Raw genomic sequence first — 22,360 nt, 5'->3', positions numbered from 1 at the left:
CCTCCCGACTTTCTACGCTCGATCCGATATCACCCGAGTCGCGCCGCTCTGCCTCGCGCGATGTCGCCCTCTTTGTAGTAGCGCGCGGCCTGCTGCACGGAACGATGCCGCGACTGCTGCATGGCCTCCTGCAGCGGCACGCCGGCGCGCGCCGCCTCGGTGAGATATCCCGACCTCAGCCCGTGCGCCGAGAATTCCCTCGGATCGAGGCCGGCCGCAGCGCAGCGGCTCTTGATCATCGCGTTGACGCTCTGCGGATCGAGCGCGGCGGCGCCGATGTTTCCCCATTTGTCGATCGGGCGAAACACCGGGCCCGCAGCGATCTTCGCGAAGGCGAGCCAGGCGCGGAGCGCTTCGACCGGCCGGCCGACGACCAGCGCGCTCTCGCCAGCGTCGGCCGAGGCGGTTTTCGTGCGACGCAGTCGGATCGCCATGACCGGGAGCTTGTCGCCGCTCGGCGCATTTGGATCGGCGGGAACCGGCTCGAGGTTCTCGAGATCGTCGACCTCGAGCGTTGCTATTTCCGAGCGGCGGCGCCCGCCCGACCCGAAGGCGAGCAGCAGCAGCGCGCGGTCGCGGACGTCGAGCGCCGTGCCGCGTCCGCAGGTCGCGAGCAGCCGGTCGAGAACATCGCGCGTGATCGCCGAACGGCTCTTGCGCGCCCGCGGCCGATCGGCGGCGCGGACGGCGAGACGCAGCGCGTTGCGAACCGACGGGCTCGCGAACGGCCCTTCGAGGCCGCGCCAGCGATGCAGGCTCGACCACAGCGCGAGGCGCCGCCGCACCGTCGCCGGCGCGTGCGGCCCCTCGGTTCTCAGGCGCCCGTCGGCGCGCAGCATCGCGGCGACCGCCGCCGGCATCCCGTGCTCGGGGTTTCTCTCGCGCTCCGCCGCGTCAAAGAGATGATGGGCGATGAAGCGCAGCACTGTCGCCTCCGACATCGGCCAGGCGAGCGGCGCGCCGGTCGAAGCGCGCGCCCAGGCCTCGAGGTAGCCGAGATCGGAGGCGAGCGCGCGCAGCGAATGCGGCCCCGTCCCGGCTTTGGCCAGATGCGTCAGCGTGTCGATCTCTGCCGCGGTCAGCGTCTCGGCCAGACGATCCCGCGCCGAGAGCGGCAGAAAGCCGGCGAGCGCGTCGATCGCGAAATCGTCGCCGATCGTCATGACGCCCCCAGCGGCCCGAGGATGATGACACTCTCGGCGCGCGCGGCGGCCGCGAGTTTTTTGTCGAGAGTCGCCAGCGGCAGCTTCTCGACGACGGCGAGCGCGAGATAGCTCGCGTCGTAACCGGACAGCCCATGCCGCCCGGCGAGCGTGATGACGAGCCGATCATTGCACGTCCCCTCGTCGATGATCGGAAAGCCGCGCAGCTGCGCCATCGTCGCCGTCGCTTCGCCGGGCGCGAGACGACCACGCCGTTCGGCCATGACGAACAGATTGCGCGTTTCGAACCAGAACAGCGACGGCGCCCGGCCTGGGTTCTTGTCGAGTTCCGCCATGACGCGGTCGGCTGCGTCATTCTGCTCGTCCGGCAGGAACCACGCCGCTGCGAGCGAAGCGTCGACGACGAGCGCCATCAGAACCGGCGCCCCTCATCACGCCAGGCGAGCAATTCCTCTGCCGTTGTTTTGGCGCGTGTGGCGCGGGCGGCTTTCACCTCGGCGACGAGCGCGGCAAAATCCCCGGCCTTATGAACGCGCGTGAGGCGCGCGATCGGCTCGTGCCCGCGGGCGATGACCACCTCTTCGCCGGCTTCGACCTTCGCGAGCAGTTCGGAGAGCCGAGTTTTGGCTTCGCCGACTTTGACGGTGAGCGACATGTTCGACCCCTTACCGATTTCCCATGGTCAGCAGCGATGACCTTCGTGGCGCCAAGCGAGGATTTCCTCGCGGGTGACGGGTTTGATCTCGCCGCTGTCGCGCAGCGCCAATATCGCATCGATGGCCGCGCGACGACGCGCCTGCTCCTCGGCGGAGATGTCTCGCGCCGAGGAGCAGGCGGGCGTTCGGTCGGCCGAGGGGATTTTCCTCGAGGCGGAGTTCTCGTCATCGGACGCGGGTGACATGAGGACCTCTTGAAAGGGAAGGCCGGCGCTGCTTGCGGCGCGGCGACGCGCCGTCGCTGGTTTCAGGCAGTTTCGGCTATTCCCTTCATTTGGTCAAGAATTGGTTCACTGACCATCGATAAGGGGTACTTATCGATTGTTATCACTTTTGAGGCTTTGCGATTGGCGAGATCGCTCGGCGTCGTCATCGCCCCGGCTGCAACAGATAGAGTGGATTGTTGGGGTGAAGACAGTTAACTGAAAACCGAGCCCCTCCGGCTTCAATCCCCGGCGCGAGCGGGCTAACCCGGCCATCGTAGTCTGAGGCGATCCTCGACCCCGCCCCGTGCACGATGCCAACCGCATCGTGCTATGAGGCGGGAGCCAAGTCGCGTCGGCTACATCAAACGAATTCCATCTGGCTCGCAGTCAAGCTCGAGATCGTGACATTCTGGAGAGTGATCGTATTGCCCACGCTCGCCGTGATGACCGTGTCCGTCCCCACCTGCTGCGCATGGCTCGATAGCGCCGACCAATTTGCGAATATGGTGTCATCGATACGTAAGCGGTCAGTCGACGAGAAGTCGGTAATGATGTCCTGCCCGAACGCGGGCGCAAACACGAAGGTGTCCGAGCCGGAGCCGCCGGTGAGGCGATCCGCGCCGCCGGCGCCGGTCAATACATCGTCTCCACCGCCACCGGAGAGCAGATTGGCCGAGCTGTCGCCGACAAGCGTGTCTGCTCCGGCGCCGCCAGTGACATTTTCAATGTTTCGGACCGTATCTTCCACGACGCCGCCGACCATCACCGTCGCGTTCGTCGCCCCATTCAGCGTCACCGCCACCGACGACGTCTTGTCGCTGTAGTCGGCCGTGTCGACGCCGGCGCCGCCATCCAAAACATCGGCGCCGGCGCCGCCTCGAAGAAGATTCGACGATCCGTCGCCGATCAGCGTGTCGGCTCCAGAGCCGCCGTAGATGTTCTCGATGTTGCGGATCGTGTCCTCGGCGACGCCGCCGACTTTCACGCTCGCATTGGTCGCGCCGTTCAGCGTCACCGCCACGGAGGCCGTCTTGTCCCGATAGTCGGCCGTGTCGACGCCGGCGCCCCCGTCCAAAACATCGGCGCCGGCGCCGCCTCGAAGAAGATTCGACGATCCGTCGCCGATCAATGTGTCGGCTCCAGAGCCGCCGTAGATGTTCTCGATGTTGCGGATCGTGTCCTCGGCGACGCCGCCGACTTTCACGCTCGCATTGGTCGCGCCGTTCAATGTCACCGCCACGGCGGCTGTCTTGTCCCGATAGTCGACCGTGTCGGAACCGGCGCCGCCGTCGAGAATATCCGCCCCGCCGGCGCCTTTCAAAAGGTCGTTTCCATTGCCCCCGGACAGCAGATTGGCTGCGTCGTCGCCGGTCAGAGTATCTGAAGCGGCCCCACCAGTGACATTTTCGATATTGCGGATCGTATCCTCGGCGACGCCGCCGACCGTCACTGTCGCATTGATCGCGCCGTTCAATGTCACCGCCACGGCGCTGGTCTTGTCGCCATAGTCGGCCGTGTCGACCCCGGCGCCGCCGTCGAGCGTGTCGGCGCCGGCGCCTCCGATCAGAAGGTCGTTGCCCCGCCCGCCCTTCAGAAGATTTCCGGCGCCATTTCCGATCAGCGTGTCATTGCCGTCGCCGCCGAAACCTTTGGCGAGGTCGCCGCTAACCGTCACGGTCTTGCCATTGATCGACGAATCAGTCGTGCCCGCGCGCAAATCGACGACATTATTGCCGGTCGCCGCCGCGGCGTTGAAGCGGTCGCTCGGCGTCACGGGTGTGATCGTCTTGCCGCCCGCATATTCGTCGGTGAAGATCCATTGCTGCGGAGTCGACGCGCGGTTCCGTCGCAAATTTTGACTATGGACGCGACGAGCGTATGAGAGTGTTTCAGCTCACGCCGCGAGGGCATAGAACTGCTGTGCTGGACGCAATTCGCCCCTGGTCCGCAACTGGTCCTTTCGGATCATATGCATGAGCTCGATGCCGGAAAGCGTCGCAGCAGCGGATCGAAATGATTTGAAACCCAACATCGGCCGCGTCACTCGCTTCACCGCTCGATGGTCCTGCTCAACGATATTATTGAGATATTTGATGCGGCGGATTTCGATATCCGCTTCATGCTCCGCATTGTAGCGTTCGATCGCTGCCGTGTTGGCGCCGCTCTTGTCGATCGTGATCTTCTCCGGCTCGCCATGCTGGCCGATCGCCTTGCGCAAAAAGCGCAACGCAGCTTTGCAGTCCCTCTTGGCCGTCAGCAGGAAATCCACCGTCGCGCCTGCCTTGTCGACCGCCCGATACAGCTATTTCCAGCAACCTTTGACTTTCACGTAGGTCTCATCGAGCCGCCAGCTCGAACCGACCGTGCGCTTGCCAGCACGAAACCGCTTCTCCAGCAAAGGGGCATATTTGACGACCCAACGGTTGAGCGTCGAATGGTCGACATCGACGCCGCGTTCTTCCATCATTTCTTCGAGTTGGCGATAGCTCATCGGATGGTTGTGTCGCAAATTTTGTCTACGGACGCGACACCGGCGTCTGAGAGTGACGCGGCTCACGCCACGAGGGCATAGAACTGCTGCGCTGGACGCAATTCGCCTGTCGTTCGCAGCTGCCCCTTGCGGATCATATGCATGAGCTCGATCCCGGAAAGTGTCGCGGCAGCCGATCGAAATGATTTGAAACCCAACATCGGCCGCGTCACTCGCTTCACCGCTCGATGGTCCTGTTCGACAATATTGTTGAGATATTTGATGCGGCGGATTTCGATGTCCGCTTCATGCTCCGCATTGTAGCGTTCGATCGCGGCCGTGTTGGCGCCGCTCTTGTCGATCGTGATCTTCTCCGGCTCGCCATGCTGGCCGATCGCCTTGCGCAAGAAGCGCAACGCGGCTTTGCAGTCCCTCTTGGCCGTCAGCAGGAAATCCACCGTCCCGCCTGCCTTGTCGACCGCCCGATACAGATATTTCCAGCAGCCTTTGACTTTCACGTAGGTCTCATCGAGACGCCAGCTGGATCCGATCGAGCGCTTGCGAGTGTGGAACTGTTTCTCCAGCAAAGGAGCATACTTGACGACCCAGCGGTTGAGCGTCGAATGGTCGACTTCGACACCTCGCTCTTCCATCATTTCCTCGAGTTGACGATAGCTCATCGGATACGCCACATACCAGCGGACGCCCCACAGAATCACGTCGCGTTCAAAATGGCTGCCCTTGAAATCAATCATCGCACTCGTCCGCCAGCTCCACTACCGGCAATTATAGCCCCAAACCGACCTGCGACAAAAATTCGCGACAGAACCCGGCCGGGTCGGAGCGCGGTGACGCTCGACCTTCCCGAGATCGCCGAAAACGGGAATTCCGTGCCCATCACCGTCAAGGTGACGAGCCCGATGACAGAGCAGCTCTATGTCGCGCGGATCGTCATCATCGCGGAAGCCAATCCCACGCCGACAGCCGCCACCTTCTCACTCACGCCTCTCTCCGGCAGGGCCGAAGTGTCGACCCGCATCCGCCTCGCGCAGACACAAACCGTCTCCGCAATCGCCGAGATGAGCGACGGTTCAATCGAGATGGACAAGAAAACGGTCAAGGTGACCGCTGGCGGCTGCGGCGGCTGACCGACGAAGAAGATCGAGCCCCGCAATCGAACATCATGAGGAAGCGACGATGGCGACCGAGCAACCCCGCGTCAAACTGCCGAAGACAGCCGCCAAGGGCGAGATCATCGAGATCAAGACGCTGATCAAGCACCCGATGGAGTCGGGGCAGCGCAAGGACGCCGCCGGCAATCCGATTCCGCGCAGGATCATCAACCGCTTCACCTGTGAGTTCAATGGCAGGCTTTTGTTCGAGGCCAAGCTCGAAACTGCGATTTCCGCCAATCCGTATCTCGAGTTCCCGGCGAAGGTGACGGAAGACGGCGACTTCGTCTTCACCTGGGTGGATGACGACGGCGTCATCGCCACCGTGACGCAACACATCGCGCTCGCAGGCTGACGCAGGCGCGGTTCCGACTCATGACGCTGCGCGCACGCCGCCCATTGAGATTCGAAGGAAGCGGAATGATATCCAGGCGAGAGTTCTTTCAGGTCGCCGCCGCCACGGCGGCCATAGGACCGGGCGCGACGTCCGGGCGCGCGATCGCGCAGCAAAAGCTGACGCAGGCCGATCTGCTCGCTTTCGAGCCGCTCGGCAATGTCACGCTCGTGCATCTGACGGACCTTCACGCGCAATTGAGGCCGCTCTATTTTCGCGAGCCTTCCATCAATATCGGCGTCGGCGAGGCGCGTGGCCATGTTCCGCATCTCACCGGCGCGAATTACCTCAGACGTTTCGGCATCGCCCGAGGTTCGGCGGCCGCTTATGCGATGAGCGACGAGAATTTCGAGGCGCTGGCGAAAACCTATGGGCGCGTCGGGGGACTCGATCGCATCGCCACCATCGTCGCCGCGATCCGCGCCGAACGCGGAGACAAGGTCGCGCTGCTGGATGGCGGCGATACGTGGCAGGGCTCATGGACCGCGCTCGCGACCAAAGGACGCGATGTCATCGACTGCATGGCGCTATTGAAGCCGGACGCGATGACCGGGCATTGGGAGTTCACTTATGGCACCGATCGCGTGAAGGAGGCGGTCGCCGCGCTCGGCTTTCCATTTCTGGCGCTCAACCTGCGCGACTCCGAATGGAATGAGCGTGTGTTCGATCCTATCGTCATGATCGAACGCGGCGGCGTCAAGATCGCGGTGCTGGGCCAGGCCTTCCCCTACACGCCGATCGCCAATCCCCGCTGGATGATTCCGGACTGGTCCTTCGGCATTCGGGAGGAGGAGGTTCAGGCCGAGGTCGACGGGGCGCGCGCGGCCGGCGCCGCGCTCGTCGTCCTGCTGTCGCACAATGGCTTCGACGTCGATCGCAAAATGGCGCATCGCGTGCGCGGCGTTGATGTGATCCTGTCGGGCCACACTCATGACGCGGCGCCCGAACCGATCCTCGTCGGCAAGACTCTGATCGTCGCCTCAGGATCGTCGGGCAAATTCGTCTCGCGTCTCGATCTCGACGTACGCGGCGGTGAGGTGAAAGCCTATCGCCACAAACTGATCCCTGTGCTTTCCGACGTCATCGCGCCCGACGGGGCGATGGCGGCCGAGATCGAGCATGTGCGCAAGCCTTACGCCGCCGATCTGGCGCGCGTGCTCGGCGTGACGGAATCGACGCTCTACCGGCGCGGCAATTTCAACGGCACCTTCGACGATCTCCTCTGCAATGCAATTCTGCAGGAGCGAGACGCCGAAATTGCGCTGTCGCCCGGTTTCCGATGGGGCGCGAGCCTTCTACCCGGCCAGAACATCACATTCGAGGACGTGACCAACGTCACCGCGATCACCTATCCGAATGTCTATCGAAGCGCTATGACCGGCGCTCAGTTGAAAGCCGTGCTCGAAGATGTGGCTGACAATCTGTTCAATGCCGATCCCTATTATCAGCAAGGCGGCGACATGGTTCGTGTCGGCGGCCTCTCCTATACCATCGATGTGACCAAAGAGCGCAGCCGGCGCATCTCGAACATGGCGCTGACCCGAACAGGCGCCGCGATAGAGCCGAGCCGCGATTATCAGGTCGCAGGGTGGGCGAGCGTCAATCAGAATGTCGAGGGACCGCCGATCTGGGATGTAGTGTCGGAATATCTCGCCACGACTGGAACCGTGAAGCTGGAACAAAATCGCGCCGTCGAGGTGATTGGCGCCTGACCGCTCACTGCCGCTTGGGGAGCTCCATGAGAGAAACAGCGCCGAATTTCAAATGCCGCTTTTCAGCGAAAAGCGCGATGGCCCTCGCTTGCGCGCTGTCCGTGTCGGCGAGCGAGGCCGCAGACGCGCATAAGCTCGCGCTCTACGTCACCGTGAGCGATCCCGCGAAGATGAGCTCCATTCTCGACAATGCCGCCAATGTCTCCCGCCATTTCACCGGCGCCGGCGAGGAGGTGGACATTGTGATCGTCGGATTCGGCCCGGGCGTTTCTATGCTTCTGGCCGATCGCTCGCCGGTGGCGGAGCGAGTGAAGGGCTTCGAGAAATCCATGCCCAACGTGCGGTTCGAGGCCTGCGCGAACTCCATCGAGGCGATCGAGAAGCGGGAGCACAAGCGTCCGGCCGTGCTCGAGGACGTATCGACGGTCGAGTCCGGCGTCGCCGAACTGCTGACGCTGTCGGAAAAGGGATACACGGTCGTCCAGCCGTGAGGCTATTCGGGCGAATAGGAGAAAGGTGATGGCATGAAATGGCGGAAATTCTTCGGTTCATTGTTCGCGAGCGGGGCCGGCCTCCTGGCGCTCGGCGCAGCGGCGAAAGGCGCCTCTGCATCTAAAGTCGCCTATCATCTGTCCGATCTGGACAAGGCGCGCTTCGTTCTCGGCAATATTTCAAACCATATCGCCGGTTGCGGAGGTCCTGGCGGCATAACGGTTGCGCTCGTCGTGCATGGCCCGGCGCTGCGAGCTTTCCACGCAATCGATGCGGACGCGGATGTCGAGAAGAGCCTCGCGAGGCTGAAAGGCGACGGCGTCGATCCCATCGCCTGCGCGATCACGATGAAGGCGCAGAAAGTGGCGCTCAGCGACCTGCTTCCGGGCTTCGCCGTCGCTGAGAAAGGCGCGGTCGTCCGGCTCGGCGAGTTGCAGCAGCAAGGCTACGTCTATCTGCGGCCATGAAGCCGAATGGTTCGACTGGAGGCTGCCGAATGCGGTTCGTAAAAAATATTCTCGCCCTGATCGGCTCGATCACGATCATCGTGAGCGTCGCCGTCCTCATGGAGGCAGGACGCTCGATGGCCGGTTTCGATCCATGGGCGTGCGCGACCTATGCCCATATCGCGAAGCTTCTTCTCGAAGCAGGCGATCCGATCGAGGCGATGGTTTGGAAGGCCGAGGTCAAGGAGGGGCTCGGCTTCGACGACGTGGACGAGGCGATCAAATCCATCGCCACGACCATGAACATCAAAAGCGTCGGCGAGCTTCCGCTCGGCGATCAAATCAGCACGATGGAGGGGAAGCCCTGGCGCAAGCTGAAAATCTATCTGTACTGCAATCCACTGACCGCGGCGCATATGATCGATTACGCGGAGGCTTTCTCCGCCTTCCTGCCCTGCCGCGTCGCGCTGGTCGAGGATAAGACCGGAAAGCTCTGGATCTACACGCTGAACATGGACATGATGATTTATGGAGGCAAGCCGTTGCCGCCGGCGCTCGCGGATGAGGCCCTGAAAGTGAAGCACATCATGCAAGCAATCCTCCAGCGTGGCGCGAATGGTGAGTTCTGAGGGCGGCCGTCCGCTATTTCACCATCGCGTTCATGAATGTTCTGGCTCGTCGCAATTTTTTCCCGCTGGTCGGTTGGAGCTATGATCGCCGGGCGTGGGGCAGGCGGAATAGTCCAATGTTCAAGAAACCGGCCGCCCAGTAAGGAGAGCCGGATCGAGGAGGGGCATTTGACGCCCGGCCACGTGCAAATGATGATCGCGACCCCGCCGAACATTCATTGCATTGGCGCTATTAAGGGCGACGCGCCAAAAGGCGAAGAGATGGAAATTCAGAGCCGCGTCGGCGGGCAATCGGACCGGGAGGCGGCGCCGGCCTCGTCCACCACGATCACCGACTTCCCCACCACGCGGCGCGCCATCAATTCGCTCAGCGCCTCGCCGTAGGACGACATCGGCCGCACGGCGTGGATCACCGGCTCGAGGCGCCGCTCGGCGGCGAGAGCGATGACGTCTCGCTGATCCTCGATCGTCCAGCCGTTCGAGCCGCGGATGTCGAGCTCGAAGGACCAGACATAACGCAGATCCGTCGCCACTTGCGCGCCGGCGCTGGCGCCGCAGGTCACCAGCCGCCCGCCGCGCGTCAGACAGGCGATCGAGCGCCGCCAATCGGCGCCGCCGAGAAAATCAACGACCACATCGACGCCGCCGCCGCCCCAGATCGACGGCTTGCCGAACAGCCGAATGATCTCGCCGAGCACATCGGTCCGGGCGTCGATCACATGGTCGGCTCCGAGCGCGCGCAGCTTCGTCAGCGCCGCCTCGTCCTCCGCGCAGGCGATGACCTCGGCGCCCCGCAGCTTGGCGATCTGCACGCAGGCGACCCCGACGCCGCCGCCGGCCCCGAGCACCAGAACCCGCTCGCCACGCATGACCTCGGCCCGATGCGTCATCATCCGCATCGCCGTGCCATAGGCGGTGGGCAGCGCCGCGGCGTCGACGAAGGAGAGGTTCGCCGGCAACGGCAGCAGCGCCGACAGCGGCGCGAGGCAATATTGCGCGGCGACGCCGGGCAAAGTCTCTCCCATCATCCCGCGCCCCGGCTGCAACGGCACGACGCTGACACGATCGCCGATCTTCCACGCGTCGCGCTCGGTCTCGCCGAGCGCGACGATCTCGCCGGCGCAATCGGCGCAGGGGATCATCGGCAGCGGGATCGGCAATTCGGGAATGCCGCGCAGCACCATCGGATCGAAGCCGTTGAGCGAGAAGGCGCCGACCCGCACCAGCGCGAGGTCGCCGCGCGCCTCCGGGATCGGCCGCTGCGCCAGCCGCAATTGCTCGGGCCCGCCATGAGCCTCGAAATAGATCGCCGTCATCGTCTTCGTCATGGCGTCAGCACGATCTTGCCGCCGACCTCGCGGTCTCGCAGCGCGCGCAAGGCGCGCGCCGCCTCCGCGAGCGGAAAGGAGGCCCCGACATGCGGGGCGAGCCGCCCCGCCTCGAGCCAGCGCGACAGCTCCTCATAGGCCTTTCGCACGCGGTCATCGTTACGATAGGCGCCCCAATAGCAGCCGATGAGATCGATGTTCTTGCCGAGCGCGACGCCGGCGGAAAGCTGGCCGACGCGCCCGCTGGCGAAACCGACGACGACGAGCCGCCCTTCCGAAGCAATGCAGCGCAGGCCCGCCTCGAAGGCCTCGCCGCCGACGGGATCGAACACGACATCGGCGCCGGCGCCGGAGGCGATCTCGCCGACCCGTTCCGCCACATCCTCGCGCAGCCGGTCGATGAGGTGATCGGCGCCATGGGCGCGCGCCAAGGCCAGACGTTCGTCGCCGGCGGCGACGGCGATCACCGTCGCGCCGAGCGCCCGGCCGATCTCGACCGCCGCGAGGCCGACGCCGCCGGCGGCGCCGAGCACGAGCAGCCGCTCGCGCGGACGCAGCCGCGCCCGCCACACCAGCGCGCCATAGGCGGTCCCATAGGCGACGGGAAAGCCCGCGGCCCGAGCGAAGTCGAGCGACGGCGGAATCGGCAAGGCGCCGGCGGCGGGCAGCACGGCCGTCTGCGCATAGCCGCCATGGGGCAGCATGCCCATCACCCGGTCGCCGATTCGCGCGCCGCGCACATCTGCCGCCATTTCGACGATCTCGCCCGCCACCTCGAATCCGGGGACGAAGGGCAGCGGAGGATTCTCTTGATAACGGCCGGCGATGGTCAGCAGATCGGCGTAATTCACCCCGGCGGCGCGGACGGCGACGCGGACGCCGCCGGGGCGCAGCGCAGGCTCGGGGACGGACTCGAGGCGAAGATCGTCCGGATCTCCCCATCGCCGGCAGACGATGGCGCGCATGGACCCATGCGGAACCGATTCCAAGAGCGAGGCCTCCTTATTCGACTGCATCACTTGAAACCGCAACGATCGGGCCGGCGTCTTGCGAGGAGCGAAGCGACGAGGCGACAACGGGGCCGCCCCGCGGCTCTAGTGGCGTGATTCAGCCGATTTGAAGGGCTGAAAAAGCGAGCCTGGAGGCTCGCGGTCCAAGCGCGGTCCAAGCGCGGATCCTGGACCGCGAGCCTCCAGGCTCGCTCTAGAGCCCCATCAATTTCGATGCAGCACGCCACTAGATTGCTTCGCTCCGCTCGCAATGACGGCCCCGGCTGCGTTTGCATTGTTTTCTCATAGTGAGACGCCGTAGACCTAATAGCGGCGCGCGATATTCACTGGCGCCGGATGGCGACGAATATCCTCGATCAGCCGCGTCAGCACGGCGCCGGGGCCGAGTTCAACGAATTGCGCGTCGAATTCGTCGACGAGATATTGCACCGTCTCGACCCAGCGCACCGAATGATCGATCTGCTTGACGAGATTATGCGCGATCTCGTCGTCCCGGTAAGGCAGAGCGGTGAAGTTCGACATCACCGGAATGAGCAGCGGCCGGAAGCGCCGGCTCCCCAGAAACGCCTCGAACCGCCGCGCTGCCTCTCGCATATAGCGGGAATGGAAGGCGGTCCGCACATTGAGCGGGACGAAGCGTCCGCCTGCGGCTTCGATGCGCGCGCGCGCGCGCTCGAGATCGGCGACCGGGCCGGAGAGGACCGTCTGGCTGATCGAGTTGAAATTGGCGACGTCGGTCGAGCCGAGCGCCGCCTCCTCGAGCAGAGCGCGGATGCGCGAAGAGGGCGGACCGATCACGGCGGCCATGCCGCCGCCCGCGACCGCGCCCATCAGCTCGCCGCGCTTCTGCACGAGGCGCAGACCCTCCTCGAAGTCGAAGGCGTCGGCGGCGAGCAGGGCGTTGAACTCGCCGAGGCTGTGGCCGGCGAGGAAATCCGGCTCGGCTCCGCCGTCTTCGATATGCTTTCGATAGGCCATGGCGTTGACGGTGTACAGCGCCGGCTGGGTGAAGGCCGTGCTGGACAATTCGCGGTGCGGATCCTCGAGGCAGAGGCGGCGTAGCGAATAGCCGAGGATGCGATCGGCCGCCTCGACCCAGTCCGGGAAGCGGTCGAAGAGATCCGCGCCCATGCCGATGGTTTGCGAGCCCTGCCCTGGGAAGATCGCCGCCAGCGTCATCGCGCCGCCGCCAGCAGCCGCGCCAGAGTGGCGCTGTTGTTGCCGAACTGGTCGATCGCCGGAAAGGCGGCGACGCCGGGCGCGCCGATCTGCCGGACGAAGGAGGCGAGCGTGCCGGAAGGGCCGGCCTCGAGCAGCAGCCAGTCGCCCTCGCGCGCCAGGGCCTCGATGGTCTCGCGAAAGCGCAGCGGCTGGCGCATCACGCGCCATAAATGCGCGCCGTCGAAAGGCTCGGCGACGCCGCCCGTCGTCGCCGAGACGATCGGCCAGCGCGGCGGCGCGAAACGACAGCCCGAGGCGAGCCGGATCATGTCCGGCTCGACCGGCGCGATCGCCGAGGCGTGGAACGGGAAGCGGATCGGCAGGCGCGCATAGGTGAGGCCGGCGCGCTCGAGCGCCGCTTCGACCACGGCCGCGTCGTCGGCGCGCAGCGACAGCACGCAATGGCGCGGCGCGTTGATCGCGGCGATCTCACAGAGCCGCGTCGCCTCGGGCAGCGCCGCGAGGCGCTCGGGCTCGACGAGGACCGCGATCATCGCCCCCGCAGGCGCCGCGCGCGCAAAAATATCGGCCTGTCCGAGCACGAGCCGGAAGCCGTCCTCGAGCGACAGCGCGCCGGCGAAAACCGCCGCGATCGTCTCGCCGAGGCTGTAGCCGAGAAGGGCGTCGGGCGCGATCCCGGCCGCCTCGAGCCGCGTCGCCAGCGCAAAGCCGATCGCCAGCAGCGCCGCATTGCTCTCGGCGAGCCGATCGAAGCCCTGGCTCTCGGCCATGGGTCGGCCGAAGATCACATCGGCGATTCGCGGCCCGCCGAGATCCGCGGCGATCGTCTCGCAGCGATCCATGGCGTCGCGAAAGATCGGATCGGCGTGGTGGAGTTCCCGGCCCATCTGGTAATATTGCGCGCCTTGACCGCAGAACATGATGAGAGTGCGCGTCATGGACATCCGGCCGGAGGAGCGAAACTTTCCACGGCACACTAGCGAGGGACGGCGCAGCTTGGCAATCGAAGACTCGCCGGAAGATGGTGACGGCGCCGACGTCGTGCAGGTCCATTGGCTCGACCTCGCCGACGCCGTCCCGGCCGACGAGCGGCGCTGGCTCGATTTCCTCGACGCGGCGGAGCGCGCGCGCGCCGCCCGCTTTTATCATGCGAGAGACCGCTTCGCCTTCACGGCGGCGCACGCCCTGTTGCGCGCGCTGCTGTCGCGCGACCTCGGCGGCCCGCCGCATCTCTGGCGCTTCGTCGACCAGGCGCATGGCAAGCCGGCGCTCGATCCCGCCTTCGCTTTTCCCTCGCTCGAATTCAATCTCTCCCACACCCATGGCGCCGTCGCCTGCGCGGTGACGCATGGTCGCCCGGTCGGCGTCGACATAGAGAATGCGAGCCGCGACATCGACCTGCTGGCTCTCGCGCGCGCCTATTTCGCGCCGGCGGAAACGGCGCTGCTCGAAGCGCTCGTCGAAGAGGAGCGCGCCGCCGCCTTCTTCCAGCTCTGGACTTTGAAAGAGGCCTATGTGAAGGCTCGAGGCGACGGCCTCGCTCTGGCTTTCGACCGATTCGCCTTTTCGCTCGACCCGATCGGCGTCGACCTTCCCGACGCCTCTCCGGCGGAGCCCGCCCTCTGGCGATTTCGCTCCGTTTTGCTCTCCGGGGAGCGTCGCCTGTCGGTCGCGGCGCGATCGGAGCGACCCCTTCGGTTCCACATTCGGCAAATATCGCCGAGCTTTGTCGACGCAGCGGCCGCTTCTCCGCCGCATCCCGAACGCAGCCCCGGGGAGCCGCCCGCGTGAATATCGTCACCATTGAGCATCGATCTTCTTCCGATGGCGCCGATGCGTCGCGGCCGCCGATGATCCGCCGCGTCATCCGGCTCGGCGGTGCGGGCGCACGGCGCAGCGGCGACGACGCGCCCACCCCGCTCGAGCCCGACGCCCCGCGCCGTCCGATCGAGATCCGCGCCGACGCCGACGAGCCGCGCTTCGAGCTGCTGCGGGTCGTGACGACTTTCGTCTCCCTGTTTTTCCGTTTGAAGTGGATGAAGCTGAGAGGCCGGGATGATCCTCGCCGCAGCGGCGAGGAGATCCGAGGAGCGTTCGAGCATCTCGGCGGCCTGTGGATGAAGGTCGGGCAGTTGATGTCGCTGCGCCGCGACGTGCTGCCCCCGGCGCTCTGCGACGAGCTCGCGCATCTGCAGCATCGCGCCATCGGCTTTCCGCCGGAGGTGGCGCGACGCGTCATCGAGACCGAGCTCGGCGCCAGCGTCGACGACATCTTCAGCGAGTTCGACCCCCTGCCTTTCGCGGCGGCGTCGCTCTCGCAGGTCCACGCCGCGCGCCTGAGCAACGGCCGCGAGGTGGTCGTGAAGGTGCTGCGTCCCGGCATCCGCAAGAAATTCGAGCGCGACCTCGCCGTCCTGCGCTATCTCGCCAATTGTCTCGACCGGCTGCCGCGCCTGCGCATCCTGCGGCTGCGCGACGCCGTCGCCGAGCTCGAGCAAATCTTCCTCGAGGAGACCGATTATCGCTACGAGGCGGCCAACGCCAAGCAGCTGAGAAAGAACATCAACAGCCGCAAGATCAAGATTCCGAAGGTCTATGGCCGCTACACGACCGCCAATGTCATCGTGCTGGAGCGCATCCACGGCGTCCTGATGAGCGATCTCATTCGCGTTCGCGAGAAAGATCCCGAGCGGGTTCGCGCCTGGCTCGAGGAGAATGGAGTCGATCGCAAGCGCGTCGGCACGCGCTTGCTCATCTCCTTCATGCGCCAGCTGTTTCAGGACAATTTCTTTCACGCCGACCTCCATCCCGGCAACATCATCCTGCTGCGCGACAGCCGCGTCGCGCTCATCGACCTCGGCAGCATCGGCTCGCTGGACCGGGAGTTCCTCACCCTCTATCGCGGGTTGCAGCGTGCCCTCGCCGAGCAGGATTTCGGCAAGGCGGCCGATCTGCAACTGCGCCTCTGCGTGGAGCTGCCGTCGCGCGGCATTCACGAGCTGCGCAGCGAGATCGCCCGCTGCCTGCGCCTGTGGAGCAACAAGTCGAAGATCAAGAGCCTGTCCTTTCAGGAGCGCAGCATCAACACCGGCGCCGCCGACATCGGCCGCATCCTGTCGCGCCGCGGCGCGCAGCAGACATGGGAGTTCCTGAAGATCGCGCGAACGCTGTCGACGCTCGACGCCTCGCTCGAATATCTGCATGTCGAGATGAATTACATCGCAGTGCTGCAAAAGCACTTCGCGTCCGCGTCCAAGAAAATGTTGAGCAAAGGCGTGAAGCCGGCGAACCTCGCCCGCTTCATCGGCGGCATGGCGGCGAGCGCCGAGGAATATTATCTGTTCATGGCCCCGACGCTGCGCGAGAACGCCTTCACCATCAACGCCAGCCTGTCGAAGGCGTCCCGCATTCTCGGCACGGTGACCAACATCTTCTCGGCGCTGTTCTTCCTGGCTGTGATCGTGCTGCTCTACAAGCATTTCGTCGACCATCTGGTCGACGAATCGCAGGTCGTGCGCGTGTGGGTGCTGCATGAATTGAGCAGCCTGCTTCCGCGTCTCTCGTTCGAGATGTCGATCTTCGTCACCGCGCTCGCCGGGCTCGGTCTCTTCGTCACCCGCATCGTGATGCGGGAGATTCAGCAGCCCGACGGCAGGAAATGAGCGCGCCGCGCGAGCGCCTCGTAAAAAAATCGGCGAGACGGCTCCGCTGTCGTTGAAAGCCGAGCTTACGGCGGCTATAGTTCCTATTGCTTCGCTCGAAGGAGGCTCGTTTCCATGACTTTGAAGTTGGACCGCGACATCAAGCGCATCACCGTCGTGAAGTCCGGCGCCGGGGCCGGGCGGGGCAGTCGCGAGCAGGTGATCTACAGCTCGCGGTCGGAAGACGAGGAGCTCCCGATCAAGCGCGTGACCGTCATTCGGCGCGACGGCGCCGGGCGCGTGGTCTCGCGCGAAGCCTATGGCGAAGAGCGCAAGACCAAGAAACAGTCCCGCCATCTGCGACCGTCCGAGCGGGGCATTCGCGCGCTCGTCGAGCTGCAGGCGCGCGTCGCCGAGAATTATCTCGATCGTCATCAGCGATCGAACGAGAAGCGCCGCGACGGCTGGCTGCGGGACATGCCGCGCAACGTTTTTCGCGCGGTCAAGGACTCGAAGCCGAAGCGGCTCCTGAAGCTCTATCGTCTCGACGATTGAGCGCCGGCCGAAAGAGTTCGGACCGGCGGGTCGAAGTGCAGATCTGCGCAGCGAAGCTGCGATGCGAATGGGCAGTGCTTTACGTAGAAGCGGCCGAGGTCCGTTGCGACACTCCACCGCTCGCGTCACCGAGGAGAGCCGAGAATGGCCGCGGCAGCGACAATGGAGCGGAAGGTCGATAACGGGTCGAGCGCCAAGACGGCGGAGGCGAGCCCGGTGTCCGAAATGTGCATCATCGACATCGGCGAGCATGGACGGCGCGCCGTCAAGCGCCTGCGCAAGGGCGAAGGAAAGCTGATGGATAAGGTGGAGGATGCGATCCTCGGCCTGCGCGAAGAGGGAGTGATCGGCTCCGGCGCGACGCAGACCGTCGTGGTCGTCGTCCGTGAAGAGCCGAGCCTGCGCGATCTGCTCGACTATGACGATGAAGACGACGATGATGAAGACGACGACGAGGATTGAGAGCGGCCCGGCGCCGGTCGCGTGAGCGCGCCGTATCGCCGAACGCCTTCGGTCGTCCACACGGCTCGACGTGGCGGCGCGACGCCTGATCGAAGCGGCGCGCGTCATCCGATTCAAAGCCTGCGAAGAGCGAGTCTGAAGGCTCACGGTCCGAGCGGGTTCCTGGACCGCGAGCGTTCAGGCCGGCGTCTCGAAGCAAGCCGGCTCCAGTGATCCATTCCGCTCCGCTGGGCGAGTCGCCTGAAATTGGGCTCGGCGACGCCGCGTTTCGCGCCGATCACCGCGTTCGATTGGCCTATGTCGCCGGGGCGATGGGCAAGGGAATCGCCTCCGAGCGTTTCGTGACGACGCTCGCGCGCGCGCGCATTCTGAGCTTCTTCGGCGCTGGCGGCCTGACCTTGGAGCGCATCGCGGCAGCGATCTCCGCCATACGCTCCGCCGTCGGGCCGGACGCGCCATTCGGCGTCAATTTCCTGCACAATCAGATTATCCCAGGACAAGAAGAGGCGCTGGCCGACCTACTGATCGCCGAAGAGGTCCGAACCATCGAGGCGTCGGCCTTCATCCGCGTGACGCCGGCGCTCGTGCGCTATCGGCTCGCCGGCCTCGAAAGCGGCCTCGACGGGTCTCCGCGTATCCGCAACCGAATCCTCGCCAAGCTGTCGCGCCCGGAGGTCGCGCGTCAGTTCCTCGCTCCGCCCGACATGCAAATGGTCGCCGCGCTGCGCGCCTCCGGCGCCGTCACAGAAGCACAGGCGCGGCTCGCGCCCCTCGTCCCGCTCGCGGACGACATTTGCGCCGAAGCCGATTCCGGCGGCCACACCGATCGCCGCGTGGCGCTCACCCTCGTTCCCCATTTCCGCGCGCTGCGCGACGAGGAAGCCGCGCGCAATAATCTGCGCCAGCGCATTCGCATCGGCGCGGCCGGCGGCATAGGCGCGCCGGACGCGATCGCCGCGAGCTTCATGCTCGGCGCCGATTTCGTCATGACCGGCTCGATCAATCAATGCACGCCCGAGGCCGGAACCTCGGACGCCGCCAAGGACATGCTCGCCGCGGCCGACCTCGCCGATTTCGACATCGCCCCGGCCGGCGACATGTTCGAGATCGGCGCCAAGGTGCAAGTGCTGAAGCGCGGGACGCTGTTTCCCGGCCGCGCCAATCGGCTGTATGAGCTCTACCGCACGCACCGCAGCCTCGATGCGCTGGCGCCCGAAACCCTCGCCGAGATCGAGCGGCGCAATTTCGGCCGCAGCGTCGCGGCGGTGTGGGACGAGACCGCGCGCCATTATGCGCGCGTCGCCCCGCGCGAGCTCGCCGAGGCCGAGGCCGATCCGCGCAAGAAAATGGCGATGGTGTTCCGCTGGTATTTCATTCACTCGAATCGCTCGGCGATCGAGGGGCGCGTGGAAGAACGCGCCAATTTTCAAATCCACTGCGGCCCCGCCATGGGCGCCGCCAATCGTTGGCTGCGCGGAACCGATCACGAGGACTGGCGCGCCCGCCATGTCGATATTTTGGCCGAACGCCTCATGCGCGAGGCGGGCGACATCTTTCGCACGCGTCTCGTCGCGATGACGATGTGAACCGACGAACGCCGGGGCCGTCATTGCGAGCAACGCGAAGCAATCCAGAGCCGTGGGGCGGCCCCTGGATTGCTTCGTCGCTTCGCTCCTCGCAATGACGACGCGAGCGGAGAGGCTCCGTCACCCCAGCGACGGCTTCGTCGCGGCGACCAATATATAGTCCGACTTCTCGAACGGGTTTCCCGCGCGCTGCATCCCCTGCCGGATCAGCGGATGCAGCCGCGCCGACGCGATCGGATCTGCGAGCAGCTTGCGCATGAAGGCGAGATAGCCGGGCACGACATGCTCGGCGATCGACCGCAGCTCGCAATCGACGAAGCCGATTCGCTCGAGCAGCGCCCGATAGCCGGTCATGCCATAGACATTGGCCTCCGGCGTCTGCGAGGCCCAGCGCTCCATCCGGCCGCGCAGCCCGCCCGTCTCGACTCTGCCGTTTCGCTCGAGCGGCACGAGATCGATGACCGCGAGCCGTCCGCCCGGCCGCAGCACGCGAAAAGATTCGCGCAGGAAATCGGCGCGTGTGTCGAAATGAAAGGCCGCCTCGAGCGACACGACCTTGTCGATCGCGCCATCGCCGAAGGGCATCGCCGTCGCCGAGCCCTTCACATAATCGATGCGCGGATCGGCGTTGCGCGCGCGCGCGTGATCGAGCTGAACCTGCGTGACATTCATCGCATGGATGCGCGCCGGATCGCGCGTCGTCGCGAGGCGAAGGTCCTGATCGCCGAAACCGCAGCCGGCGTCCACGACCACATGGCCCGCCGCAATGCCGGCGGCGTCGCCGAGGACGTCGACCAATGCCTCCGCGGCGGTGCGATAATCGTCGGTGTCGCGCCAGAAGCCGAGGTTCAAATAGGTGCAATCCTCGGCCGGGCAATTGCGCGTGCCCATGAACTCGTAGCAGAGATCGGCGCGGTCTCGGCGCTTCGCCGCGATGAGCCGCGCCAGCAGACCGAAGGCGCTCATGGGCCGCGCCGGCTCGTCACGCATCATCGTCATGCCTGCCTCCTTCGACGCGCGGCGATTCTCTTCGCGCCGGCTCTTCCCTATAATGACACGCTCACGCCATTCCACCGAAAAGATCACCTCATGCCGGATACGCCGATCAGAGGGCTGCCGCCCGGACCGCCGCTGCGCCTGCTGCAAACCGTCTCCTATCTGCGCGACCCGTATCGGATGCTGCGCAGCGTCGCGCGGCGCTATGGGAGCCTCTTCACCGTGCGCACGGCGCGCCTCTGCGTCGTCACCGGGCGGCCGGAGCTGGTGCGGCAGATCATCAACGCCCCCGTCGATCAATATGGCGTCAATTTCGAGCCCGGCCCGGCGCGCGTGCTCGGCACATCCGGCACGACGCGGCTCGCGGGACGCGAATTGCGCCGCGACCGCCGCCTGCTCGTTCCGCATTTTCAGGGCGACGCGCTGAGCCCGCTCGGCGGCATGATCCGCGACTGCGCGCTCGACGCCTTCCGGCCGCTCGCGCCGGGAGAGAGCTTCGTCGTCCGCGACATCGCTCTCACCATCGCGCTCGACGTGATCCTGCGCACCATGTTCGGCGCCGACACGCCGCAGCGCCTGCAAGATTTCCGCGAGGCGGTGCGGGCCTTCAGCGAGGGGTTCGGCGCGCCGAGCTTTCTGCTGCTCGCCGCGCTCGGCTGCGACGACGACCGCTGGCCGCCGTTCCGCCGCTTCGCCATCGCTCGCCGCCGTCTCGAGCAGCTGCTGCAAGAGGCGATGGAGCGGGCGCGCAACGCCGATGCGCCGCGCGATTGCGCCATTCTCGATCGCGTCATCGCAGCGCGCTATGATGACGGCGCCCCGATGAGCGACGTCGCCATTCGCGACAATATGATCACCGCGCTGATCGCCGGACACGAGACGTCTGTCGTCTCGCTGTGCTGGGGCCTCTATTGGCTGCATCGCGAGCCGCGCCGCCTCGAGCTGCTCATCGACGAGCTGGCGCCGCTCGGCCCCGACGCCGATCCGCTCGACTACACGCGCCTGCCTTTTCTCGACGCGGTGGTGAAGGAGACGTTGCGGCTGTGGCCGGTCGTCACCGACATCAACCGCGTGCTGGCGCAGCCGATGGAGCTCGGCGGCTATGAGCTGCCGGCCGGAACCAATATCGCCGCCACATCGGCGGTGCTGCATTATGAGCCCGATCTCTATCCCGACGCCGAGAGCTTCCGGCCGGAGCGCTTCCTCGAGCGGCGCTTCGCGACCCATGAATATATGCCATTCGGCGGCGGCGAGCGCATGTGCCCGGGCTCGCATTACGCGGTGTTCGAGTTGAAGATCGTGCTGGCGGCTCTGTTGACGCGCGCGCGCTTCACTCTGCTCGACGACGGCGAGATGAAGCCGCGCCGCATGGGCGGCATGATGACTCCCGCGACCGGCGTGCGCCTGCGCTATGACGGGCCGCGCTGACAGTGAGAGGAATCGCGCTCGACCAGGTCGGACGAGGGATTCATTTTCCGCCCGAGAAGGTGAAGGGATCGAGCAAGGCAATGTCGTAGCAGGCGAAATCCTTGGCGTTTCGGGTGACGACGACGAGGTCGTGGATTTTCGCCGTGGCGGCGATCAACGCGTCTTCATAGCAGTGATCCGGCCGGGCGTGCATCCAGCGGGCGTGAAGGCGGAAAATCCTGGCGTCGACGGGGACGACCGCGAATGTCTGCTCGATCTGATCCGCCCAATTTTCGATCTCCTCGGCTTTTTCGCGATTGCGTGAGCGCAGCTTCTCGACGCCCGCCTGGATTTCGCCGAGCGTGAGAGCGGAGAGGCGCAAGCTGGAATCGGGGACGGATTGGAGCCAAGAGAGGACCGCGCCGTGGGGCTTGGCCCGCCGCAGCTCCGAGACGACATTGGTGTCGAGAAGATACATCGATCAGAAATCCGGCGACGTCCGATGTTTTCCTTTCCCCCGTTTCGGGAGCGGCAGGTCGTCGCTACGCGCTTGCGGCGCGAGCAGGAGAGCTTTGAGACTGGGCCGGGAGGCGGTCAACCGGCGCCATTCGTCGACCGGAAGGAGCACGGCGGTTTCCGCGCCGCGCCGTGTGACGATTTGCGGCCCCTCCCGCTCGCAGGCGTTCAAGAGCTCGGAAAAGCGGGCTTTGGCTTCCTGCACGGGCCAGGATTTCATGGCGGCGCTCCCAAACTGGTCAGCGGACTAGTTTGATGCAGTGTCGAAGACATTTCA

General features: G+C 65.4%; 25 protein-coding genes and 2 pseudogenes. 13 read left to right on the top strand and 14 right to left on the bottom strand.

Annotation, left to right across the window (positions count from 1 at the left end; all coding sequences use genetic code 11):
* Positions 1-29: 29 nt before the first annotated feature.
* From CQW49_RS21715 to CQW49_RS21685, 7 genes and pseudogenes are all read right to left on the bottom strand, one after another.
* Entirely contained in the window at positions 30-1,163 is a 1,134-nt protein-coding gene (locus tag CQW49_RS21715; protein WP_003615620.1) for a site-specific integrase, read from the bottom strand.
* Positions 1,160-1,576 (bottom strand): type II toxin-antitoxin system VapC family toxin, encoded by a 417-nt coding sequence (locus CQW49_RS21710; RefSeq protein WP_003615618.1) that lies wholly within the window; start codon positions 1,574-1,576, stop codon positions 1,160-1,162. Before CQW49_RS21710 ends, CQW49_RS21715 begins: the two co-directional genes overlap by 4 nt.
* The gene (locus tag CQW49_RS21705) at positions 1,576-1,818 is read right to left on the bottom strand and encodes a type II toxin-antitoxin system Phd/YefM family antitoxin (protein WP_003615615.1); all 243 of its coding nucleotides are present in this window, start codon (positions 1,816-1,818) and stop codon (positions 1,576-1,578) included. Before CQW49_RS21705 ends, CQW49_RS21710 begins: the two co-directional genes overlap by 1 nt.
* Before the next feature lie 27 nt (positions 1,819-1,845).
* Positions 1,846-2,064, bottom strand: coding sequence for a hypothetical protein (locus CQW49_RS24840; protein ID WP_003615613.1), 219 nt, complete (start codon positions 2,062-2,064; stop codon positions 1,846-1,848).
* A 382-nt stretch (positions 2,065-2,446) separates the two neighbouring features.
* Entirely contained in the window at positions 2,447-3,937 is a 1,491-nt protein-coding gene (locus CQW49_RS21695; protein WP_003615611.1) for a calcium-binding protein, read from the bottom strand.
* A gap of 42 nt (positions 3,938-3,979) precedes the next feature.
* A pseudogene (locus tag CQW49_RS21690) lies at positions 3,980-4,582 on the bottom strand (IS6 family transposase); the annotation flags it as partial.
* Between the two features lie 56 nt (positions 4,583-4,638).
* Positions 4,639-5,310 (bottom strand): IS6 family transposase, encoded by a 672-nt coding sequence (locus CQW49_RS21685; RefSeq protein WP_003616345.1) that lies wholly within the window; start codon positions 5,308-5,310, stop codon positions 4,639-4,641.
* Between CQW49_RS21685 and soxY the strand changes: the two genes are divergently transcribed.
* From soxY to CQW49_RS26370, 7 genes and pseudogenes are all read left to right on the top strand, one after another.
* Complete coding sequence (soxY, locus tag CQW49_RS21680; protein WP_099831930.1) at positions 5,287-5,703, top strand: thiosulfate oxidation carrier protein SoxY; 417 nt, start codon at positions 5,287-5,289, stop codon at positions 5,701-5,703. The two genes, CQW49_RS21685 and soxY, sit on opposite strands and share 24 nt — an antisense overlap.
* Before the next feature lie 49 nt (positions 5,704-5,752).
* On the top strand, positions 5,753-6,082 hold the full coding sequence (soxZ, locus tag CQW49_RS21675; RefSeq protein ID WP_003614696.1) for a thiosulfate oxidation carrier complex protein SoxZ: 330 nt from the start codon (positions 5,753-5,755) through the stop codon (positions 6,080-6,082).
* Positions 6,083-6,147: 65 nt separating this feature from the next.
* Positions 6,148-7,833, top strand: coding sequence for a thiosulfohydrolase SoxB (soxB, locus tag CQW49_RS21670; RefSeq protein WP_003614695.1), 1,686 nt, complete (start codon positions 6,148-6,150; stop codon positions 7,831-7,833).
* 77 nt (positions 7,834-7,910) lie between these two features.
* Positions 7,911-8,324 carry a DsrE family protein gene (locus tag CQW49_RS21665; protein WP_040567831.1) on the top strand — a complete coding sequence of 138 codons (414 nt, stop codon included), beginning with the start codon at positions 7,911-7,913 and terminating at the stop codon, positions 8,322-8,324.
* Between the two features lie 33 nt (positions 8,325-8,357).
* Entirely contained in the window at positions 8,358-8,792 is a 435-nt protein-coding gene (locus tag CQW49_RS21660; protein WP_003614693.1) for a DsrE family protein, read from the top strand.
* Positions 8,793-8,821: 29 nt separating this feature from the next.
* Positions 8,822-9,400 carry a DUF302 domain-containing protein gene (locus tag CQW49_RS21655; RefSeq protein ID WP_003614692.1) on the top strand — a complete coding sequence of 193 codons (579 nt, stop codon included), beginning with the start codon at positions 8,822-8,824 and terminating at the stop codon, positions 9,398-9,400.
* A gap of 123 nt (positions 9,401-9,523) precedes the next feature.
* A pseudogene (locus CQW49_RS26370) lies at positions 9,524-9,640 on the top strand (IS200/IS605 family transposase); the annotation flags it as partial.
* Between the two features lie 29 nt (positions 9,641-9,669).
* Here the strand turns inward: CQW49_RS26370 and CQW49_RS21650 are convergent.
* From CQW49_RS21650 to CQW49_RS21635, 4 genes are all read right to left on the bottom strand, one after another.
* On the bottom strand, positions 9,670-10,728 hold the full coding sequence (locus CQW49_RS21650; protein ID WP_003614691.1) for a zinc-binding dehydrogenase: 1,059 nt from the start codon (positions 10,726-10,728) through the stop codon (positions 9,670-9,672).
* Entirely contained in the window at positions 10,725-11,717 is a 993-nt protein-coding gene (locus CQW49_RS21645; protein ID WP_003614690.1) for an NADPH:quinone oxidoreductase family protein, read from the bottom strand. The genes CQW49_RS21650 and CQW49_RS21645 overlap by 4 nt, the downstream gene beginning before the upstream one ends.
* Positions 11,718-12,041: 324 nt before the next feature.
* Complete coding sequence (gene fabD / locus CQW49_RS21640; protein ID WP_003614689.1) at positions 12,042-12,917, bottom strand: ACP S-malonyltransferase; 876 nt, start codon at positions 12,915-12,917, stop codon at positions 12,042-12,044.
* Complete coding sequence (locus tag CQW49_RS21635) at positions 12,914-13,858, bottom strand: acyltransferase domain-containing protein (protein ID WP_003614688.1); 945 nt, start codon at positions 13,856-13,858, stop codon at positions 12,914-12,916. Before CQW49_RS21635 ends, fabD begins: the two co-directional genes overlap by 4 nt.
* 58 nt (positions 13,859-13,916) lie before the next feature.
* Here CQW49_RS21635 and CQW49_RS21630 point away from each other — a divergent pair, with 58 nt between their 5' ends.
* The 5 genes from CQW49_RS21630 (at position 13,917) to CQW49_RS21610 (ending at position 19,164) form a co-directional block, all read left to right on the top strand.
* Positions 13,917-14,711, top strand: coding sequence for a 4'-phosphopantetheinyl transferase family protein (locus tag CQW49_RS21630; RefSeq protein WP_003614687.1), 795 nt, complete (start codon positions 13,917-13,919; stop codon positions 14,709-14,711).
* Positions 14,708-16,582, top strand: coding sequence for an ABC1 kinase family protein (locus CQW49_RS21625; RefSeq protein ID WP_003614686.1), 1,875 nt, complete (start codon positions 14,708-14,710; stop codon positions 16,580-16,582). The genes CQW49_RS21630 and CQW49_RS21625 overlap by 4 nt, the downstream gene beginning before the upstream one ends.
* A gap of 114 nt (positions 16,583-16,696) precedes the next feature.
* Positions 16,697-17,116 (top strand): DUF6312 domain-containing protein, encoded by a 420-nt coding sequence (locus CQW49_RS21620; protein WP_003614684.1) that lies wholly within the window; start codon positions 16,697-16,699, stop codon positions 17,114-17,116.
* 144 nt (positions 17,117-17,260) lie between these two features.
* Positions 17,261-17,578: a DUF6200 domain-containing protein gene (locus tag CQW49_RS21615; protein ID WP_003614683.1), complete on the top strand. Its 318-nt coding sequence runs from the start codon at positions 17,261-17,263 to the stop codon at positions 17,576-17,578.
* A 209-nt stretch (positions 17,579-17,787) separates the two neighbouring features.
* Positions 17,788-19,164 carry a PfaD family polyunsaturated fatty acid/polyketide biosynthesis protein gene (locus CQW49_RS21610; protein ID WP_003614682.1) on the top strand — a complete coding sequence of 459 codons (1,377 nt, stop codon included), beginning with the start codon at positions 17,788-17,790 and terminating at the stop codon, positions 19,162-19,164.
* A 120-nt stretch (positions 19,165-19,284) separates the two neighbouring features.
* On the opposite strand, the gene CQW49_RS24835 is transcribed toward CQW49_RS21610, so the two are convergent.
* The gene (locus CQW49_RS24835; protein WP_003614681.1) at positions 19,285-20,163 is read right to left on the bottom strand and encodes a class I SAM-dependent methyltransferase; all 879 of its coding nucleotides are present in this window, start codon (positions 20,161-20,163) and stop codon (positions 19,285-19,287) included.
* 90 nt (positions 20,164-20,253) lie between these two features.
* Here CQW49_RS24835 and CQW49_RS24830 point away from each other — a divergent pair, with 90 nt between their 5' ends.
* A complete protein-coding gene (locus tag CQW49_RS24830; RefSeq protein WP_003614680.1) occupies positions 20,254-21,588 on the top strand; it encodes a cytochrome P450 in 1,335 nt (444 codons plus the stop codon).
* Between the two features lie 40 nt (positions 21,589-21,628).
* On the opposite strand, the gene CQW49_RS21595 is transcribed toward CQW49_RS24830, so the two are convergent.
* Both CQW49_RS21595 and CQW49_RS21590 read right to left on the bottom strand, forming a co-directional pair.
* Positions 21,629-22,045 carry a type II toxin-antitoxin system VapC family toxin gene (locus CQW49_RS21595; RefSeq protein ID WP_003614679.1) on the bottom strand — a complete coding sequence of 139 codons (417 nt, stop codon included), beginning with the start codon at positions 22,043-22,045 and terminating at the stop codon, positions 21,629-21,631.
* A 3-nt stretch (positions 22,046-22,048) separates the two neighbouring features.
* Positions 22,049-22,303, bottom strand: a complete 255-nt coding sequence (locus CQW49_RS21590; protein WP_003614678.1) for a type II toxin-antitoxin system Phd/YefM family antitoxin — start codon at positions 22,301-22,303, stop codon at positions 22,049-22,051.
* Between the last annotated feature and the right edge of the window lie 57 nt (positions 22,304-22,360).

The sequence above is a fragment of the Methylosinus trichosporium OB3b genome (assembly GCF_002752655.1).
Lineage (GTDB): Bacteria > Pseudomonadota > Alphaproteobacteria > Rhizobiales > Beijerinckiaceae > Methylosinus > Methylosinus trichosporium.
This window is presented reverse-complemented; position numbering and strand designations above follow the sequence as displayed.

What these genes read in the sequence shown, in the direction of transcription:
- CQW49_RS21715 (WP_003615620.1), bottom strand. Translation starts at nt 1,163, where the DNA reads ATGACGATCGGCGACGATTTCGCGATCGACGCGCTCGCCGGCTTTCTG.
- CQW49_RS21615 (WP_003614683.1), top strand. Translation starts at nt 17,261, where the DNA reads ATGGCCGCGGCAGCGACAATGGAGCGGAAGGTCGATAACGGGTCGAGC.
- CQW49_RS21590 (WP_003614678.1), bottom strand. Translation starts at nt 22,303, where the DNA reads ATGAAATCCTGGCCCGTGCAGGAAGCCAAAGCCCGCTTTTCCGAGCTC.
- fabD (WP_003614689.1), bottom strand. Translation starts at nt 12,917, where the DNA reads ATGACGCTGGCGGCGATCTTCCCAGGGCAGGGCTCGCAAACCATCGGC.
- CQW49_RS24835 (WP_003614681.1), bottom strand. Translation starts at nt 20,163, where the DNA reads ATGACGATGATGCGTGACGAGCCGGCGCGGCCCATGAGCGCCTTCGGT.
- CQW49_RS24840 (WP_003615613.1), bottom strand. Translation starts at nt 2,064, where the DNA reads ATGTCACCCGCGTCCGATGACGAGAACTCCGCCTCGAGGAAAATCCCC.
- CQW49_RS21595 (WP_003614679.1), bottom strand. Translation starts at nt 22,045, where the DNA reads ATGTATCTTCTCGACACCAATGTCGTCTCGGAGCTGCGGCGGGCCAAG.
- CQW49_RS21710 (WP_003615618.1), bottom strand. Translation starts at nt 1,576, where the DNA reads ATGGCGCTCGTCGTCGACGCTTCGCTCGCAGCGGCGTGGTTCCTGCCG.
- CQW49_RS24830 (WP_003614680.1), top strand. Translation starts at nt 20,254, where the DNA reads ATGCCGGATACGCCGATCAGAGGGCTGCCGCCCGGACCGCCGCTGCGC.
- CQW49_RS21660 (WP_003614693.1), top strand. Translation starts at nt 8,358, where the DNA reads ATGAAATGGCGGAAATTCTTCGGTTCATTGTTCGCGAGCGGGGCCGGC.
- soxZ (WP_003614696.1), top strand. Translation starts at nt 5,753, where the DNA reads ATGGCGACCGAGCAACCCCGCGTCAAACTGCCGAAGACAGCCGCCAAG.
- CQW49_RS21685 (WP_003616345.1), bottom strand. Translation starts at nt 5,310, where the DNA reads ATGATTGATTTCAAGGGCAGCCATTTTGAACGCGACGTGATTCTGTGG.
- CQW49_RS21635 (WP_003614688.1), bottom strand. Translation starts at nt 13,858, where the DNA reads ATGACGCGCACTCTCATCATGTTCTGCGGTCAAGGCGCGCAATATTAC.
- CQW49_RS21650 (WP_003614691.1), bottom strand. Translation starts at nt 10,728, where the DNA reads ATGACGAAGACGATGACGGCGATCTATTTCGAGGCTCATGGCGGGCCC.
- soxY (WP_099831930.1), top strand. Translation starts at nt 5,287, where the DNA reads ATGGCTGCCCTTGAAATCAATCATCGCACTCGTCCGCCAGCTCCACTA.
- CQW49_RS21665 (WP_040567831.1), top strand. Translation starts at nt 7,911, where the DNA reads ATGGCCCTCGCTTGCGCGCTGTCCGTGTCGGCGAGCGAGGCCGCAGAC.
- CQW49_RS21620 (WP_003614684.1), top strand. Translation starts at nt 16,697, where the DNA reads ATGACTTTGAAGTTGGACCGCGACATCAAGCGCATCACCGTCGTGAAG.
- CQW49_RS21655 (WP_003614692.1), top strand. Translation starts at nt 8,822, where the DNA reads ATGCGGTTCGTAAAAAATATTCTCGCCCTGATCGGCTCGATCACGATC.
- soxB (WP_003614695.1), top strand. Translation starts at nt 6,148, where the DNA reads ATGATATCCAGGCGAGAGTTCTTTCAGGTCGCCGCCGCCACGGCGGCC.
- CQW49_RS21705 (WP_003615615.1), bottom strand. Translation starts at nt 1,818, where the DNA reads ATGTCGCTCACCGTCAAAGTCGGCGAAGCCAAAACTCGGCTCTCCGAA.